At 51.4% G+C, this 18,249-nt stretch carries 11 protein-coding genes and 1 tRNA gene; 6 read left to right on the top strand and 6 right to left on the bottom strand.

The genetic code is table 11. From position 1 onward, the window contains the following. Window positions 1-139: 139 nt before the first annotated feature. The 3 genes from O3276_RS17375 to O3276_RS17365 form a co-directional block, all read right to left on the bottom strand. Window positions 140-3,706, bottom strand: a complete 3,567-nt coding sequence (locus O3276_RS17375) for a hypothetical protein (RefSeq protein WP_269672468.1) — start codon at window positions 3,704-3,706, stop codon at window positions 140-142. A gap of 468 nt (window positions 3,707-4,174) precedes the next feature. Next, window positions 4,175-6,121 carry a bifunctional diguanylate cyclase/phosphodiesterase gene (locus O3276_RS17370; protein WP_269672467.1) on the bottom strand — a complete coding sequence of 649 codons (1,947 nt, stop codon included), beginning with the start codon at window positions 6,119-6,121 and terminating at the stop codon, window positions 4,175-4,177. Window positions 6,122-6,169: 48 nt separating this feature from the next. Further along, window positions 6,170-6,841, bottom strand: a complete 672-nt coding sequence (locus O3276_RS17365; RefSeq protein ID WP_269672466.1) for a transglutaminase-like cysteine peptidase — start codon at window positions 6,839-6,841, stop codon at window positions 6,170-6,172. Window positions 6,842-6,976: 135 nt separating this feature from the next. On the opposite strand from O3276_RS17365, the gene O3276_RS17360 reads away from it, so the two are divergent. Further along, window positions 6,977-7,053: transfer RNA gene (locus tag O3276_RS17360), tRNA-Ile, on the top strand. Between the two features lie 862 nt (window positions 7,054-7,915). Here O3276_RS17360 and O3276_RS17355 read toward each other — a convergent pair. The 3 genes from O3276_RS17355 to O3276_RS17350 form a co-directional block, all read right to left on the bottom strand. Further along, on the bottom strand, window positions 7,916-9,307 hold the full coding sequence (locus O3276_RS17355; protein ID WP_269672465.1) for a permease family protein: 1,392 nt from the start codon (window positions 9,305-9,307) through the stop codon (window positions 7,916-7,918). Window positions 9,308-9,849: 542 nt separating this feature from the next. Continuing rightward, complete coding sequence (locus O3276_RS25840) at window positions 9,850-9,996, bottom strand: IS1 family transposase (protein WP_442876531.1); 147 nt, start codon at window positions 9,994-9,996, stop codon at window positions 9,850-9,852. Continuing rightward, window positions 9,980-11,347, bottom strand: a complete 1,368-nt coding sequence (locus tag O3276_RS17350; protein ID WP_269672464.1) for a hypothetical protein — start codon at window positions 11,345-11,347, stop codon at window positions 9,980-9,982. Before O3276_RS17350 ends, O3276_RS25840 begins: the two co-directional genes overlap by 17 nt. A gap of 312 nt (window positions 11,348-11,659) precedes the next feature. Between O3276_RS17350 and gspC the strand changes: the two genes are divergently transcribed. The 5 genes from gspC to gspG all read left to right on the top strand — a co-directional run bounded on the left by gspC (window position 11,660) and on the right by gspG (window position 18,245). Beyond that, window positions 11,660-12,553 (top strand): type II secretion system protein GspC, encoded by an 894-nt coding sequence (gspC, locus tag O3276_RS17345; protein ID WP_269672463.1) that lies wholly within the window; start codon window positions 11,660-11,662, stop codon window positions 12,551-12,553. A gap of 26 nt (window positions 12,554-12,579) precedes the next feature. Further along, window positions 12,580-14,805 (top strand): type II secretion system secretin GspD, encoded by a 2,226-nt coding sequence (gene gspD, locus O3276_RS17340; RefSeq protein ID WP_269672462.1) that lies wholly within the window; start codon window positions 12,580-12,582, stop codon window positions 14,803-14,805. A gap of 122 nt (window positions 14,806-14,927) precedes the next feature. Continuing rightward, on the top strand, window positions 14,928-16,433 hold the full coding sequence (gspE, locus tag O3276_RS17335; protein ID WP_442876605.1) for a type II secretion system ATPase GspE: 1,506 nt from the start codon (window positions 14,928-14,930) through the stop codon (window positions 16,431-16,433). Window positions 16,434-16,439: 6 nt separating this feature from the next. Further along, entirely contained in the window at window positions 16,440-17,693 is a 1,254-nt protein-coding gene (gene gspF, locus O3276_RS17330; protein ID WP_269672460.1) for a type II secretion system inner membrane protein GspF, read from the top strand. 114 nt (window positions 17,694-17,807) lie between these two features. Beyond that, window positions 17,808-18,245 carry a type II secretion system major pseudopilin GspG gene (gene gspG / locus O3276_RS17325; RefSeq protein WP_269672459.1) on the top strand — a complete coding sequence of 146 codons (438 nt, stop codon included), beginning with the start codon at window positions 17,808-17,810 and terminating at the stop codon, window positions 18,243-18,245. Window positions 18,246-18,249: the final 4 nt, after the last annotated feature.

The raw sequence follows: 18,249 nt of genomic DNA, 5'->3' as shown, positions 1-18,249 counted from the left end.
TATAAGTTTCATACTTCTAGGACCTTCCTGGACGCGAGAAGTTCTATAAATTCGAAACTATTGGTCATTTCACCCAGAAGAAAAGGAAGAAGAAAAGGAATTACCTGTCGCTGATAGTTGGCTCAGGTTCACTCCATTTTTATTCAGTCTGCATCATCGCAAGCAGTGCTGTGATAAAGTCCCTCCTCTTGATCTCGTAATCATTATAATGGTGAGTTGTTGAGAGCCAACCGTTAACTCTGTGCTCAAAATCACTGCGACAAACATGGCCAGACAATTTTGTTTGCAGATTGGCCGTCAGCGTATACAACTGTTGTCGTTGTTCTTGCAACAGCTTAGTCTGGACCGGTGTTCCGGGTTTGTCTTCAGAGTGCAAATCGATAAACTGCCTGGCTTTATGCAGAGTTAGCAGAGAGCGCATCAGCAAACCATAAATATATTCCCCGGGGTTTTCGGGAGTGTTAAAAAGAATGGTTCGGGGCAGGTAAAATACCTCTCCCTTTTGCAATTTTCTGGTCAGTGGATCAAGGTTTTTCGCGAGATATTCCAGCGTGTTGTTCAGTAATCGGGTTTCTTCGGCAAACGACAGACACCATACCGGCCTCTCAACACCAGGAACCTGAACGGCGCATCGTGAGGCATTGCCATCGGTGACTCTCGCATCAATACTGACCTGAACCCCCATTGCTTTCATACCCAAATCACCATCTTTCAGATGAATATTGTAGGCCTTTGGCAGTTGAATCTCCGGACATCCCGGAACGTCCCAGATGACGATGTTTGTGGGAATTTCCGAGGCTCTGTCGCTGTTAAGTGCCTGCAGCCGGTCAAACAGTCTCCTGGCAGGCTCTGCCGCGGTACAGATAATGTCAATATCATTGAATGATGAGCAACGGTTCTGTAAAAAACGCGCGTAGGAGCCGGTAATCAGAATGGGGGGATTGCGATAAGAACCATTGATTTCCTGAATAATCTCCAGTGTTTGTAGTGTTAGCGCATTGAACTGCGGATGCCTGTTCAGGAAACCCGGTTCAATAGACCATTGCTTCGGTACCTGAGCCGCACTGGCGGCCACTGTCTGAGTGGCAGGGACTGCGGTTCTGTGGGGACTCTTGCGCCTTGGGGCTGCGGCCCGTTCCTGTTGGAACAGGAATTCATTCATGATATTGGCTTCAGGGCTGAATCGTGCAAACCAGTGGCTTAAAGCATGGCGCAACTTGCTTCTTTCAGGAAAACCCTGAAGGCACTCCAGAACATGCTCCCTGCGGATGGTCTGTCCATCAACCGGCTGTCTCTTGATATAGCAATGTGCCAGGAAGAAGAAATGCATGCGCTTATTCTTAAATGAGTTCCTGAGTGTTTTCATGGATTGCAGTACCTCTTCTGCCGACACTCGCTGCTGATCAATCGACAATTCATGCTGCATCGCCATGAATTTCAGGATACATTGCAGCCGATGCTGCTCATCTTTTACCGGTGCGCTGTTTAATATTTGCCAGGCCTGTTGAATGATCTCCTGCGCCTCGTTGGTGTCATCGAACCACTGACGTTGTTTCAACCTGTGCATCAGGAACTCAGCCTGCCTGCAAGCATGATCTCCGGGTACTTCATTAAACGCTGCCAATACTTGCGCGTTATCCAGATAGGAGCCATTCAATTCTCTTGCATTCAATGCCAACCGGGTTTGAAAAATAGCACTTTCGAGCAACCAGCCACCGCGTTCAAAATCCTTGACTACGGCATCCGGTGTGACCTGCCGACGATGCAATGCCAGACCTCTCAGGCAACACGCCCCTTGAAAGCGCACCCTCGCCAGTTTTCCCTCGCGATTATTCGGGAAATCACTGACCACCTCATCCGGTACGACCGGCTGCCCCTGCAACATCAGGCCTCTAAAGCAACACTGCTCCTTAAAGCGTGCTAACCCTATTTTGCCATCTGAGCTACTGGGGAAACTCTTAACCACTGCCTCCGGCGTGACCTGCTGGCCATTCAGTGGCAGCTCCATCAGGCAACACATTTCCATGAAGCGTGCTATCGCCAGCCTGCCTTCCGGGCTATCCGGGAAGCCCTTAACCACCTCATCCGGTGTAACCTTCCGACCATGCAACACCAGGCCTTTCAGGCAACAGTCTGCTTTGAAGCGCCCCAGCCCCAGTCTGCCTTCCCGACTATCCGGAAAATCCCTGGCCACCTCATCCGGTGTGACCAGCTGGCCATGCAACAGCAGGCCCAGCAGACAACAGTCTGCTTTGAAGCGCCCCAGCTCCAGTGATGCATTAGCGCTCTTAAAATCCTTAACCACCTCATCCGTGGTGACCTGCTGACCATTCAATGCCAGACCTCTGAGGCAACATTCCGCTTTAAAGCGTGCCAGCTCCAGTAGTGCTTTAGCGTCCTTATAACCCTTAACCACCTCCTCTGCCGTAACCGGCCGACCATTCACTGCCAGAGCTTTCAGGCAACAATTCTCTTTGAAGCGCGCCAGCTCCAGAGGTGCATTGATGGCCTGAAACCCCTTAACCACTGCCACCGGCATGACCTGCTGGCCATTCAACGACCATCTTCTCAGGCAACATTCCGCTCTGAAACGCGCCAGCTCCAGTGTCGCTTTGGTTGCCTGATACTCGACCTGCTGATCATTCATCAACAGCCCCTTCAGGCGAGCCTCTTTGTTGCAGCGAGCCTGCTCCGCTTCTGCCTTGGCGACCTGATAATCATTAACCACTTCATCCGGCGTAATCTGCTGGCCATTTAACGCCACCCCTCTCAGACAACATCTTTCCTTAAAGCGTGCCAGCCCCAGTGGTGCGTTGGCTGCCCGATAATCCTTAACCACCGCCTCCGGTAAGACCTGCTGACCATGCAACATCAGACCTCTCAGGCAACATTCCATTTTGAAGTTCGCCAGCGCCATCGTTGCTTTGGCTGCCTGAAACTCCCTGACCACCTCATCCGGCGCAACCTGCTGGCCATTCAGCGTCAGGCCTCTCAGGCAACATTCCTTTTTGAAGTAGGAAAGTTTCAGCGTTGCGTTGACTGCCTGAAACCCCTTAACCACGGCCTCCGGTCTGACCCGGCGGCCATTCAGCAGCAGCTCTGTCAGGCAACAGGTCTCTTTGAAGTGCGCCAGCCCCAGTTTGCCTTCATGACTGGCCGGGAAAGCCTTAGCCACCTCATCCGGTGTCACCGGCTGGCCATTCATCATCTTGCCTGTCAGGCAACAATCCGCTTTAAAGCGTGCCAGCGCCAGCTGGCCCTGCGGACTGTCCGGGAACCCCTTAACCACTTCATCCGCTGTGATCTGCTGGCCATTCAATGCCAGGCCCTTTTGGCAACATTGTTCCTTAAAGCGCGCCAATCCCAGTTTGCCCATCGGGTTGTCCGGGAAATCCCTGATCACCGCCTCCGGTGTGACCGGCTGGCCATTCAGCTGCAGCCCCCTCAGACAACATTCTGCTTTGAAACGCGCCAGCTCCAGCGTGGCGTTGATTGCCTGAAAATCCTTAACCACCGTATCCGGTGCAATCTTCTGGCCTCTCAAGGACAGGCCCTTCAGGCAACAGTGTTCCTTAAAGCGCGCCATCCCCAACTTGCCTTGCCGACTCTCCGGGAAATCCTTAATCACCATCTCCGGTTTGACCAGCCGACCATCCAATCTGAGGCCCGTCAGGCAGCATTTCTCTTTGAAGCGTGCTAATGCCATTTGGCACTTATCATTTCGTCCTGGCCTTCGGTTGAGCTCCCGAACAACATGGTCCGGGTCACTTTGATATTGCCATGTCGCATGTTTTGTAAGCAAAGTTGCTGCAAGAAGCAGCCGCTTCTAAAAGATGTTTTATCCTTTCCGTAGGCGTTAAGCACATCAGCGGTGTTGATTGGACGCCCTTGTAATGGTTTTTTCTGCCAAAAGGCATCCTCAATGTGCCTGCCATCATCCAGCGTGATGGCGGTACCTGTACGGGGGTGGTGGTTTGCAACCTTTTTGCCGTTGAATTTACTTCTGGAGCTGCCAGGAATTCTGCTTGAACCGGCTTGTTGATCCCCGACAGACTTTCGGTGAGAGCGGGTTGATGTGGTTGCTTTCAGAATCCCCCCCTGCACACGTTAACTATAAATACCGCCGTTTGACCTCAAAATGCTGATCAGGTTCCCTCCATGGCCGTTGAACAGTTCAGAGTAACTCGGGATGCCCCAGATAATATCCCTGACCACCAGCAACACCCAGCTGTTTTAATGCCTCCCACGCCTCTTCCTGTTCAACGCCCTGGGCGAGAACACTCATATCCCGGGACTCAGCCATCATGGACAGTGTTCTTATATATAGTTGATTCTCATAGCTGGACGTCAACTGTCTTGCAAAACTGCCGTCCACTTTCAGGTAATGGGCATTGATCATCTGCAGGAACGTCAGCGCCTGACTGGACACACCAAAATGATCAATGGAAAACTGACAACCGGTTGCCACCAGTGCATCCACCCGTTCTGCAACCCGCTCCCCCACCAGCATAAGTGAGCGCTCAGCCGTTTCCAGAATCAGACGCCTGGCCAGATCCTGACGTAGTCTGAGGGCATCCAGTAACCAGTGATAAAAATCATCATCCATCAGGGAGTAGGGTGAGATATTCAGGCTGTAGGTTTGATAGTCATCCCGGTCATCCATATAGTCCGTCAGGGCAAAAAATACCGCCCGATCAAAGGCACCATAGAGATCATAGCGCTCAACCACCGGCATAAAGGCATCAGCAGACACCACTTCACCATCCAGCGTTATCCGTGCCAGCACCTCCGTAAATGCTACTTCACCATCTGCTCCCACAATGGGCTGGCCATACAGCTCGATAAGGCCTTTTGCCATCACCTCTTTGAGCGCTTCGACCCATTGTGTGTCACTCCAACCCATGTACGGATAACCAGACTCACCACTGATATCCAGCACATCCCAGCAATTTTTAACCCGGGTCTCCTGTTCCAGCAGCTGCTGATCACCATGCTCCAGCAGCAGCTGTGGGGAACAGCGCCCCTGGTGGGTCACTGCGGCAATATGCAGGTTATTGCTACCTTCCGGTGACGAGAAAAACTCCATGGCCACCAGAACCTTGAATAATCGTTCCGTCACCTTACGGATTTCATCGACATTGCAGGCGGGCACACACACGCTAAAACCGGATCCATTCCAGCGGCCAGAAAAAGCTTCGGGCCAGGCCAACAGGGTTTTGCCCAGCCAATAGCTGACGGTCACCAGCAGGTCATCAACAAACTTTTGTCCATGAGACCGGTTCAGTGCCTCCAGCCCTCGCACCTGAATCATGATCAGACTGGCACCCGCTTCACCGATGTCTTCACTTAACACGGTCTTCATCCGACGGTTAAAGGCCCGTCGATTGAGTAATCCGGTCAATGGATCCTTGACCGACTTGCGACGGAGTTCTTCTGTCAGAGCCACCTGCTCAGAGAACGCCTTTTCCAGCTTCTCTGCCATCCGGTTCATGGCCTGAACCACTCTGCGTAAATCTCTGGTTTTGGGTAACTCGGGTTGTATCTCAAAATGACGGTCACAGATTCGGTTTGCCTGCTGCTCCATCCTTGTTAAAGGCCGGAGAACCACACCCAGCAGCATATTCAATCCGACCATGGCAACCATCAAACCGATACCGAACAGCAGCGCATCTTTGCTCACCTTGGACCAGAGACTGCGGTAGGCATAACCCGGATGACTGGCCACCAGAAGCTGCCCCATGGGCACCCAGCCACTGTTAATCTCGCTGGTGACTGCCGGAGTTTTCAGGTCAATCAGCTTCACAAACCAGTCCGGTACACCTTCCAGCGTTCCCGGGTGTTCACTGTTGACCAGCACGTTGCCCGACATATCGGTAAAACGAATCTGCCGGTAGTAACCACGATCAAAAACCGCATCAATCATCGAATCCATCCCGGCAATATTGCCAGCACCGGCGGAAGCAATGGCAACACCAAGGGAGGTGGCTGTATCCTGGGAATGAGAGTTCAACTGTTCCTGGAGGTAATGACGGGCATCATTGACGGACAGCACAAAGCTGCCAGCAAACAACAGAATCAACAGCAAAGTTAAAGATAGTGCCAGTTCACGAAGTAGCGTCATGGTGGCCTCCCTGTCCGTTTTCAGTTCCGGGGAAAGCAGGATAAGCCATCAGCTGCTCCCGTCATTCAGTCGTCCCTGACTGTTCGACTTCTGCAGCCGTCGGCGCAGCTCAGTCCAGGTTTTTATCTTACTGGACTCGCCGAGGCGAACCCCTTCACCACGCTGACGGGAAAGCCAGAGTCCGTCACCGTTAAAGTTATAAACTGGAACCAGATCTTTGCGATGACTTGCAGGACGAATTTCACTGACCAGGTTATCCAGAATCAACGGCTCTTCCCCCGGACTGGCGAAGTAACTGAGCACCATATGGGCCTGATCAAGCTCAACCGCCCTTACATAGGTAATCCTCAGCTTCTCATCGGCCACGCCAAGCTCACGGAGGGTAAAATACTTGGCAATGGAGAAGTCCTCACAATCACCCGCGCCACTGGCCAGCAGTTCCACCGGGGTCGCCCAGAAATCCTCTTCCCCCCAGTGGTCAATATCATGCACAAAGCGCATACGGTTAAAGAAGTCATTCACTTCAACCAGCTTCCGGGGTTCTGGCAGCTTCCTGCTGTAGGTCATCAGATTCTGCCAATGGGTCAGCCGTTCAGCAGCAGCGATACCGTAGAGTTCCCGGGCACTATCCACCAGCGCTTTACCCACCACCAGGTCGCCAGCCAGCACCACGGCAACGAACCAATGTCCCCATTTGGATGGAAGAAGGTGGGATAGCATCCAGAATATTTCCAGCCGATTCCTGATCTTATATAGAGTCGGCAGTGATCAGCCGGGCCTGTAAGGAAAAACCGTCAAAAGGCGATAACAGGGTTGGCGGCAGAGTAAATCTATGCGTATAATCCAACCGCTTCAGGGCCTATAGCTCAGTTGGTTAGAGCAGCGGACTCATAATCCGTTGGTCGAAGGTTCAAGTCCTTCTGGGCCCACCATTCATCAAAGACTACGTGTCTGTCTTATCTGAAAAACTTCACTGCCTGTTTTTTCGCTTGCTATTTATACGGCCAGTTCTTATACCAATTCCACCTTCTAAATATGAACTGCGCAGCCATTTTGAACAGCTGGATCTTCGTTGGAATTCCTCGCAATAGCCCTGCTATTACTCGTCATTCCGCCTTGCTCAGCTGTCCAAAATGACTTGCTCGATCTCATATTTAGAAGGAGGAATTGGTATTACCTGAAAAAATTCCGGTTATTGAAAAGAACCAATCTTCAATGAAGAAATTGAAAGACAGCAAGCAGCGATCGGTAGCCACTTGCCAAGTGAGGTCATGATCAATCGAAATGTTTTCTCAACACATACTTTTGAATGCGACAACGGAAACCGTGCAACCCTCACCAATACCCTGGGCTTTCAGGGCAGACGGCAGCTTAGTACAACGGGTTCGGGTTTCACTCCAGCTACGATGTCTATCACCATGAAGTGGCTGTCCGGTCAGGATAAACCCGGGCGACACGGTGCAGAAAAGAGATAGGAGCTAGCCCGGATATTTCATAAACGTGCTCCCGATCTCGCTTGTCCTTTGCCGCTCTAAGGGAGTTTTGCTCAGTCGACCGAACTCCCCGGTACGGCGCTCCTTCACAAAATCCCTTAGAGCGACAAAGTCCTTCGCGATATTCGGGGCAGTTTATGAAATATCCGGGCTAGGCTGTCATAATTGGCAGCGTTTTTATCCAGACCAATATTATAGATGTTGTGCTTTATCATTATTATTATCCTCTGGCCGCAGATATCACAGACTGAAGTCATTCAGCCTGTAGCCTTGAAATATAAAATGAAGGCCGTATTTTTTATTAGCTAACCGACGTCTGGTCTTCCACCAGCTCAATGGGTTCCTCTTCTTTGGACTTGCTCCCCTTCGCTGAATTGCCACGGTATTCAATCAGTAGATAAAGAACGACACCCGCAGCCAGCCCATAGCCAGCACCGTACACCGCAAGAACAACCCCCATGGTGCCTGCGACACCCATCTGAGTTGCGCTGTGAATCTGCTCAACCCCAACGCTGATGCACAGATAGCCGGTAATCAGCAGAGTAATGGACAGGGCAATGGGTAACACTGGTTTGAACAAGGTAATCAGCGGCAGAATAAACAGGGCAATAAAGCCAACAATCCAGAAAATACCGGCACCGCTGTAGATGCTGTCCATTGCAGCACGTCCCTGGCGATAGCGCTCGGCAATGGTTGCCATGGCACCGGTAAACATTGGGCCAGCCAGGCCGGGATAAGGAGCAAGAAATGAGTGAATCAGATTACGGATACCAGTTACCAGATGCAGACGATCCACATCCAGATCAATCTTTTCATCCGGGCGCAGATGATCCACACGATCAAGCAGGCTTTTGCCCACGACAATATCACCAAAAGCGATCACATAGGCAATGATTGCAGTAGGCACTGCCGCAATAAGCATATCCGTGGATGGCATGCCTAAGGTGAAAGGCAGGTAGTTCAACATTTCACCAAATGCCGGTGCAGATAAGCCCCACTCAATTTGCGGTAAGGGATACTCACTGACAGCCCAGCCAACCCCCATAGCCACCAGTGTGCCCGGGACCATACCATAACCGGAAATAATCGTCAGAATACGGCTTTTGGCGATGATATCTTTAAACGACAGCGAGAACAAAAAGTAAGCCGTTACCAGAAAGCCAATGACCAGTGAGATCGGTGTGGCGGCAACCCGTCCACCTTCACTGATTTCCCCGGTTAAAGCAGCAATACCCGCGCCAATCAGGATTCCTGCTTTCATGGAATCCGGAAATAAATCAACTATCTTGCTCCCCAGTCGGGTGATACCCAGAAAAAAGAAGATAAAGGTCACAATCAACTGTAGTCCGACAAGGGCTCTGATGGCCTCAGGACCGGCTTCAAACTGCCCCAGGAACAGAACCACAACCGGTATCGCCGGTGTAATCCAGCCCGGTACCAGAGGGACGCCGAGCAGATTGGGCAACATAAACCCGACACCACAGACCACAACATAAGCCAAGGCGACGTCATAAGGCAGACCGAGATACTTTTCCAGCAAAGGGATCATGGCCATACCGACCACAAACATGATCATGCCCTGGATGGCTTCAGCCCACTCCCAGCGATAGTGAATAAAAGGCAGGCGAACATGAAAAGGTCCTATTTTACAATAGGGCTGCTCTTCACCATGAGCACGTTTAATAACTGACATGCACTTTCCTCAGGATTTTATCCGTCATTCAGAACTTACAGAACTTTACTTTGAGAAATTTCCTGAACCATCATACGTTCCCCGAGTTTCACGCTGATAAACCACTGGATAAACTCATTCGGCGGGTGTAAGGAATTGTCCCGAAATAATTTCCACATTTTGAACTCGATCTCCGTTCATCCTGAGCTTGTCGAAGGGTGATTGGCACAATACATGAGGCCGTAGTTCGCGCCCTTCGACAGGCTCAGGACGAACGTAGTTTTGAAACTAAGAAATGTGGGAATTATTTCAGGACAGCTCCTAAGCAGTTAATCAGATGTAATAACATTTCCTGCCTAAGCGGTCAGTCACTCTGCGGAGTTACAACTACACTAATTTAGCCAAGACTATGCTCACTAGGTTGTGTCTTGCATAGTAACTGCTCACTTAGCCAGAAAATACGACTCCATTATGACCAGATACTAAGAACTTGAACATATAAACGACAATGTAATTGGAAGAGCCTTGAATCAACTTTTGAACTGGGTGTAAGTCAAGTCTAATTATCGCTGGCTGTCAAGGCAGTGAATGTTTTTAATGTACGAGTTTTCCAGGGTTAACCGTTTGAGGCGGGTAAGTAGTGACAGGCTTGTTCTTTCAATACCTTGCGTCAGCTTTTTACTGATAACATGGTTATCTTCTATTAACATATTCCGGCTTAATGCCAAGCGCTTCAAGGTAATCCGGCAGGTTGAGTATGCAGAGGAAATCGCTCCAGGGTAAAAAAGTAAACTTATTCTGGAGATAGTGTCGTATATCTTCAGCTTCCGAGGAGTATACAAAAGCCGCCAGCCAGTTCACATCACTCAGACTTTGCATGTGAGCCTCATATAACGCATCACTGCTGATCTCTATTTCTGTGGGCAACTGCCCTGTAGCACCATCAATACCCTGCCGGGCTTTTGCCAGATTATGGATATTCATGCATCCCTTTGCTGTTGAATCTAATGCCTTGGGGTCAATCCCTGCTTGCATCATCCCCCGCTGGAAATGGGAGTCTCTTTTGATCAAGTAGTACAAAAGACATGCCTGATAACAGGGGATTGGCAGGTTTTTATCCTCTGTGGTCAAGCTTTTTCTGAGAATCTCTTTTTGAGGCTCAGCCAGAAAACCGGCAGCCCATGGGGACGTCAATATCATGTTGACCAGCCCGGAGTCTGGGGAGGTCATTTGCTTCAGGGCCCAGGACATACTTTGTTGCAGTCTGTCTCGCTCTGCACACAGTGCGTACTCATCACCGGGCAGTATTCTGTTAGCCTCAATCTCAATAATGGTCTTCTGATTAGCGAGGTTGAATTTTTGTGGTTGCAGGGGAAACAATCCCGGAGCGTATGCATTAGCTATTTGCTGGCCAAACTTCGTCAGGGCATTGATTATTTTCTCTGCTGCTCCATCGTGGGCAAATAATGCTGAGTTTTCCTGAATGTAGGCGTCGCGTACCCTGCATCTGAACGACGAGAGTTGTTTAGTGCCCACCTTGATCATCATCCCCCGGTGGTGAACATACCCTTCTGGCATGGTAATCGCCAGATCCCGACGTTGAAATGCGAGATTACTGGCCAGGTTTTTTGCTGACTCGTCGTCCCAGCCCTCTGTAATCAGCTTTTCCAGGCTTTTGATACAATCTCCCACACTTTGAATGCGGTCATAGGACGCTTTTATGCCTGTTCGCCCATTTGCCATACGGACATTGATCAAATCGGCGATCATCAGATTAATGATGAATTTTTTTGACCTGTCATCAACAGCACAATCTGACAGGTCGTATTTGTTCAAAAGAACATTCTGAAATAATTCGTAGTTGATAATTGCGGCATGTAATTGAGTAGTAGCAACTTTTGCCTGCAACTCCTCCAGGCACATCTCTTCTTCAAAGCCAAGCCAGGACGCATCATAGTAAAACTCCCATTTCCCATTGTTTGTCGCCTGTCCTGGCGTTTGTGCATGTTTTCGGGATGTTGTCTGAGCCAACACAAGAGTATCAGGTGCTAAAGGATTCATCGTTGTCGGCGCTCCTGTCATTCACGTTATTTGATTGGCATACAGAGTTACAACTTTTTTTGACTGGATGTTCGTGCATAAGTTCAATTTTTTTCACTGCGGACAAAGCTAATCGTTCAGGTTATAAAATATCCAAATCCAGTTGCAGGGACTAAAAAAATCAACGGCTGAGAAATAAACAGAAAACTTAGGTTTTATACCTAAAAGACGCTGACAATCTTTTTTGTTATATTGTCAAACCATTAAACCAAACAAAGACCAGCACAACCTGGTAAACGACTCGGACTGAGTTGATGTAAACGAGAGCAAGCTGTGACGTCACTGAATAACACAATAATTAGCCATGGAAGCGTTATTGCACGCCAACTGACGTCCTCCGGATTTTTCAGGCTCAATCACCTCAGAACACTCTGTCAGGTTATTCTGATTATCCTGCTTGCCAGGCAGCTGGCTATGATCACATGGCAGCTTCTGCCAGATAACCCGACCGGGCACTCAACAGTCCAAAGTATCAAGGCACAGATCCCGACAGCCCGAACTACGGCCAACAACAATCCGCTTTCTGCGCTGGAAAACCTGCAGCTGTTTGGTAAACCACCCGCCCCACAGCAAACTCCTGTTCCGGAAAATGTCCCCGTGTCACGCCTGGCGGTGCGCATCACCGGCCTGGTTGCCAGCAGTAACCCGGATGAATCTCTGGTCATTATTCGTTCCGGGGCTTCTGATGCCACCTATCGGCCCGGCGACACGCTGAAAGGGACACGGGCAAAAGTGGACAGGATTTATGCTGACCGGGTCATCATTCGTAACGGTGAGCGGTACGAATCACTGCTGATGTACCCGGATGAAGCCAGAAAAGGCACCGCTATTCACACAACCTCAGCAAACCGTCCCAAAAGCCGTGCTGTGGCCGATATTCGCCGAAAGCTTCAGGATAAACCGGACTCCTGGGCAGAGATCGTGACCATTTCACCCGTGCGCAGAGACGGAAAATTACAGGGATACCGGGTCAATCCGGCCAAATATCCGGACTATTTTTCTCAGCTTGGCCTTAAAGCCAACGATATGGCTGTGGCTATCAACGGTTATGACCTGACAGACACCAGCGAAGCCATGAAAGTCATTGGACAACTGTCTTCAATGACTCAGCTCTCATTAACCATTGAGAGGGATGGCCAGCGTTTTGAGATTGACCTGTCTTCCTGATTATTAAGATATACAAAGGTGCCGCTATGTTTTCATCGTCGGTGTGCGCAGGGGAAATCCGTGCACTGATATCCAGGACGCGTTTTTTATCCCTGCGTTGGCCGCAGGCGTTATTAACAGCCATACCGTTTGCGCTGGCGTTGCCTTTATCACCCGCTGTACTGGCCAGCAGTTCTTCTGCACCGAACTATAACTCTCTGGGAACGGGCAGTTATGCATCCGCCCATTCCCTGTATTCCGCCAGTTTTGACAAGGCGGATATTAAAGAGTTTATCCGCACGGTCAGTGCCAACCTGAACCGCACCATCATCATTGATCCCGGCGTTCGGGGTGAGGTGACTATCCGGGCTTATGAGCAACTGAACCGGCAACAGTACTATCAGATGTTTCTGTCGGTACTGTCCGTTCATGGGTTCGCGGCAGTTGAAGATGAAAATGGTCTGGTCAAAATCATACCGGACAAAAATGCCCGCACCTCATCCATACCGGTGGTGGCCGGTAAAAAGCTGGGCGAACAGGTCACCCATGGTGGTGATGAGATGGTCACCTGGGTTCTGCCGGTAAACCATGTACCTGTCCGTGAGTTGTCACCTATTCTCCGACAACTGGTAGATAATTCAGGCAGTGTCGTACATTACGACCCGTCGAATATTCTGATTCTCAGTGGCCGGGCCAATAACCTTGAGCGTGTTGCCGAGGTGGTTCGTCGTGTTGATCAGGCAGGCATGCGCAATATTCAGATTGTCCAGCTGTTCCATGCCTCCGCCAGTGAGATGGAGCGGATTCTGATGTCGATCTACGCCGGACAGGGTCAGAAAGCCAACGGTATACCCCCCGTCATTGTCAGCAACGAGGCCAGCAACCAGATCATTCTCTCTGCCGATACCCAGACCCTGCAACGCATGAAAAGCCTGTTGCTGCAGATGGATGCCGAGCGTAAGTCCACTGGTAATATCCGTGTCTTCTATCTCCACTATGCCAAAGCAGAAGACCTGAAAAAGGTACTGGACGGCATTGGTAAAATGCTGATTGCCTCTGGTCACAGTAAAAGCGCATCCGGTGATTACAGCATTGAAGTCCATGAGCAGACCAACGCACTGGTGGTCACCGCACGCCCTGATGTGATGCAGGCCATGGAATCTGTGATTGAGCAGCTGGATATCCGCCGCGCCCAGGTGATGGTGGAAGCCATTATTGTTGAAGTGGCGGATGGGGATGGCATTAACCTGTCATTCCAGCTGGCCAGTGCCGATGGCACCAGCCTGATGCAGTTCCAGGATGGTTCAAGCGTTCCTATCGGGGAAATTCTGATGGGGATGAAAGAGGCTGAAGGTGAGAAAGGATCAACCGTAGTTACGACTGATCCCAATACAGGCCAATTAATCACCACCACAAACCCGGATAAAGATGGAGATTACACCGCCCTTGCCGCAGCACTGGCAAAGGTCTCCGGCGCAGCCTTCAGTGTCACCTCCGGTGACTGGACCGCACTGCTTCAGGCCGTCACCACATCCAGCCAGTCCAATGTGCTGGCGACGCCAAGCCTGCTGACCCTGGATAATGAAGAAGCCTCCTTTATTGTCGGTGATGAAGTGCCCACACTCACAGGCTCAACGCCCAGCTCCGGTAACGATAACCCTTACCAGACCATTGAGCGTAAGGAAGTGGGTGTCAAACTGACGGTCACGCCACAGATCAATGCCGGAGATGCCGTTAAACTGACCATTGAGCAGGAAGTCTCCAGCGTTAATGGCCGCACTCCCGTTGATGTAACCTTTGCCACCCGCAAGGTAAAAACATCGGTGATGGTGAAAACCGGAGATACCGTTGTTATAGGCGGACTGCTGGATGAAAACGTCCAGGAAAGTGTTTCCAAAGTACCGCTGCTGGGTGATATACCCGTCCTTGGTCATCTGTTCCGTTCGACCTCCAGTAAAAAGGTGAAGAAGAACCTGATGGTCTTCCTTCGTCCAACCATTATTCGGGATGATCTGACCATGAACGCCATCAGTGGCCAGAAGTACGACCTTATCCGTGCTCACCAGCTGGACAGGCAGGCCCAGGGTATTTCATTGATGCCCGGTTTCGACACCCCGGTGCTCCCGGAACAACCAACGGCCCGGGATTTCCTGGATGAACTCAGACGTCAGATGGATGAAGAGTCTGCAGAGGCTGAAAAGGCTGTCGAGCTGGAAAAAGCCTCAACTCAGGCATCCATAAAACCAGTTCGTCGTACCGGCGGGGAAAGGTAATGACCGAAGCAGCCCTGAGCCCTGATACAGCCCTGAGCCCTGATACAGCTTTGAGCCATGGAACATCCCAATGGGAAGAGCAAGCCCTCAGTGAAGCGCTGGCCCTGACCATTGAGAAACGGATGAGGGATTCGGTAACCCCCGGGCCAGAGTCTGTCAGCCCGGAAAGAAAACGCAGCTTGCCGTTCTCTTTCGCCCGTCGCTTTAACTTGCTGCTCGCATACAATGACCAGGGCAAGGCTCAGGTCTGGCACAAAGGGCTGCCGTCTACTGCAGCACTGCAGGAGGTCAGACGTTTCGCAGGCGTATCACTGACCCTGATAGCCCTGGACGATGATGAGTTTGAGCAGAAACTGGCCAACCATTATCAACAGGACTCCTCCGTTGCACGACAACTCATGAACGACATCGGCAATGATGAAGGTCTTCAGGCCCTGGCAGAAGAACTGCCAGAAGATGAAGACCTGCTGGAAGCTGACGACGGTGCACCGATTATCCGCCTGATCAATGCCATGCTCAGCGAGGCCATCAAGGAAGGTGCCTCTGACATCCATATTGAAACCTTTGAGCGAAACCTGACCGTTCGTTTTCGTGTTGACGGTGTTTTACGGGAGATACTCCGTCCCCAGCGCAAGCTGGCCGCCGTGCTGGTGTCCCGGGTAAAAGTCATGGCCAGACTGGATATCGCGGAGAAGCGTATTCCCCAGGATGGTCGTATGTCCCTTCGTCTTGGTGGCCGTGCCGTCGATGTTCGTGTCTCAACCCTGCCTTCTCGCCACGGTGAACGAATCGTTATGCGTCTGCTGGATCGCAACAGTGTCCGGCTAGACCTGGCCAGTCTTGGCATGGAAGGCACACTTTGCCAACAGTTTCGGGAGCAGTTGCATAAACCCCATGGCATCCTTCTGGTTACCGGCCCTACCGGTTCCGGCAAGAGTACCACGCTCTATGCGGGGCTGAGTGTCATTAACAACAGTGAGCGCAACATTCTCACGGTTGAAGACCCCGTGGAGTACGAACTGGAGGGGATTGGCCAGACCCAGGTTAACCCGAAGGTGGATATGACCTTTGCCCGGGGACTGCGGGCGATTCTGCGACAGGACCCGGATGTGGTCATGATCGGTGAGATCCGTGACCTGGAAACCGCCGAAATTGCCGTACAGGCGTCGTTAACCGGACACCTGGTACTCAGCACACTGCACACCAATACCGCCGTCGGTGCCGTTACCCGCCTCCGGGATATGGGGGTTGAGCCCTTCCTGCTGGCCTCAAGCCTGCTGGGAGTACTGGCCCAGCGACTGGTCAGAACACTCTGCCCGGACTGCCGACAACAGCGCCCTGCCACCGACCTTGAAATCAGCCTGATGGGACTTTCAGCAAACCATTTGCTGTGGCAATCCACCGGTTGTGAGGCGTGTCATAACACGGGTTACCGTGGCCGAACCGGCATCCATGAACTGTTTCTGGTCAATGACCGGTTACGCCAGCTGATTCATGATGGTACCGGTGAACAAGTCATTGAACAGGAAATACGTCATTCGTCGAATAGTATGCAAACGGATGGTTTCAGAAAAATTCTCAGCGGCATCACCACTCTGGAAGAGGTGATGCGTGTCACCAGGGAATAACAGCCTATGAGCGTATTTGCTTACGAAGCCCTGGATGCCAAAGGGAAAAAAAGTAAAGGCGTCATAGAAGCCGACTCACCTCGTCAGGTGCGGCAAAAGCTGCGGGTTTCCGGACTCAATGCCATCGCCGTCAGTGCAGCTACTGGCCAGGAAACGTCGGATACGACCCAAAATAAACGTTCATCATCGAGCAGCCTGTTTCGCTCTTTGTTGCAAAGACAGGCAACCGATGCGGAAGTCGCACTGCTGACACGGCAACTGGCGACGCTGGTTGCTGCGGGCATCCCCCTGGAAGAGTGTCTGCAGGCACTGGTAAGACAGCTGCGCAAACCGCACCTGAAATCCATTGTCACCACGGTTCGTTCAAAAATTCTTGAAGGGCAATCGCTGGCGGACAGCCTGGCCTGCTACCCGAAAACCTTTGACCGGCTTTACCGTTCCATGGTGGCGGCAGGGGAAAAATCAGGCCACCTGGATGGCGTGCTGGAAAGGCTGGCCGACTTCACCGAGCACCGGCAGAAAATCAAAGGGCAACTGATTCAGGCAATGATCTACCCGGCCATCCTGACGCTGGTTGCCATTGCTGTTGTGGCAGCGCTGCTGGTGACCGTGGTTCCCACGGTGGTTGAACAGTTTGCCCATATGGGGCAACAGCTGCCCGCCATGACGCTCACTCTGATCAGCATCAGTGACTTTGTTCGTGCCTATGGACCGGGCATTGCCATGGCGCTGCTTGTCACCCTGGTAATACGCCAACAGATCCTGCAGCGAAGCCGAACCTGCCGACTGGTACACGACCGCTGGCTACTAAAATTGCCGCTGATTGGCAGTGTTCTCAGCGGGGTCGATGGTGCCCGTTTTGCCAGAACCCTGAGCATACTGACCAGCAGTACCGTACCACTACTGGAAGGGATGGGAATTGCGGCAAAGGTGCTGGTGAATCAACACATGCAGGCGTCGCTGCTTAACGCCGCTGAGCGGGTCAGGGAGGGATCTTCCCTCTGGCAGTCACTGGAGCAGACCGAACTGTTCTCCCCCATGATGCTTTACATCATTGCCAGCGGTGAAAAGTCCGGTGAACTGACCGGCATGCTGGCCAGGGCGGCAGATAATCAGGATCAGCAATTTGAATCCCAGGTAAATATCGCACTGGGCATTTTCGGCCCATTGCTGATTGTTTCCATGGCCGGTGTCGTACTGTTTATCGTTATGGCCATTTTGACGCCAATGCTGGACCTGAACTCACTGGTGGGCGGTTGATGTTTGTGTACCTTCAGGGTCCGGTGGGAATGCATATCGTACTTACATTCTGTTGCCAGACTTCAGAGTAAACTTTGTGGTAAAAACCAGTATCAGACCATTAGGAAAAACCCAATGAACCCTCTTAATAAAAGACAGAAGCAGTCAGGTTTTACCCTGCTGGAAATCATGGTGGTGATTGTCATTCTTGGCGTACTGGCCAGTATGGTTGCTCCCAACATTATCGGCAATAAAGATAAGGCCGATCTGCAAAAAGCGGTGAGTGATATCGTTGCCCTGGAAAATGCACTGGATATGTACAAGCTGGAAAATAACAACTACCCCTCCACCCAGCAGGGACTGGCAGCGCTGGTCAGCAAACCGTCTGGCAGCCCGGAGCCCAGATCGTACCGTGACAATGGCTACATTCGTCGTCTGCCAAAAGACCCGTGGGGTAACGATTATCTGATGCTGAGCCCGGGGGAACACGGTCCTGTGGATATTTTCTCTTCTGGCCCGGATGGTCAGCCAGGCACCGATGATGATACCGGTAACTGGAACCTGGATAGCTAACCAC

The organism is Endozoicomonas sp. GU-1 (assembly GCF_027366395.1).
Classification (GTDB): domain Bacteria; phylum Pseudomonadota; class Gammaproteobacteria; order Pseudomonadales; family Endozoicomonadaceae; genus Endozoicomonas.
Note: the sequence above shows the minus strand (reverse complement) of the source record. Positions and strands in the feature narration are given on the sequence as shown.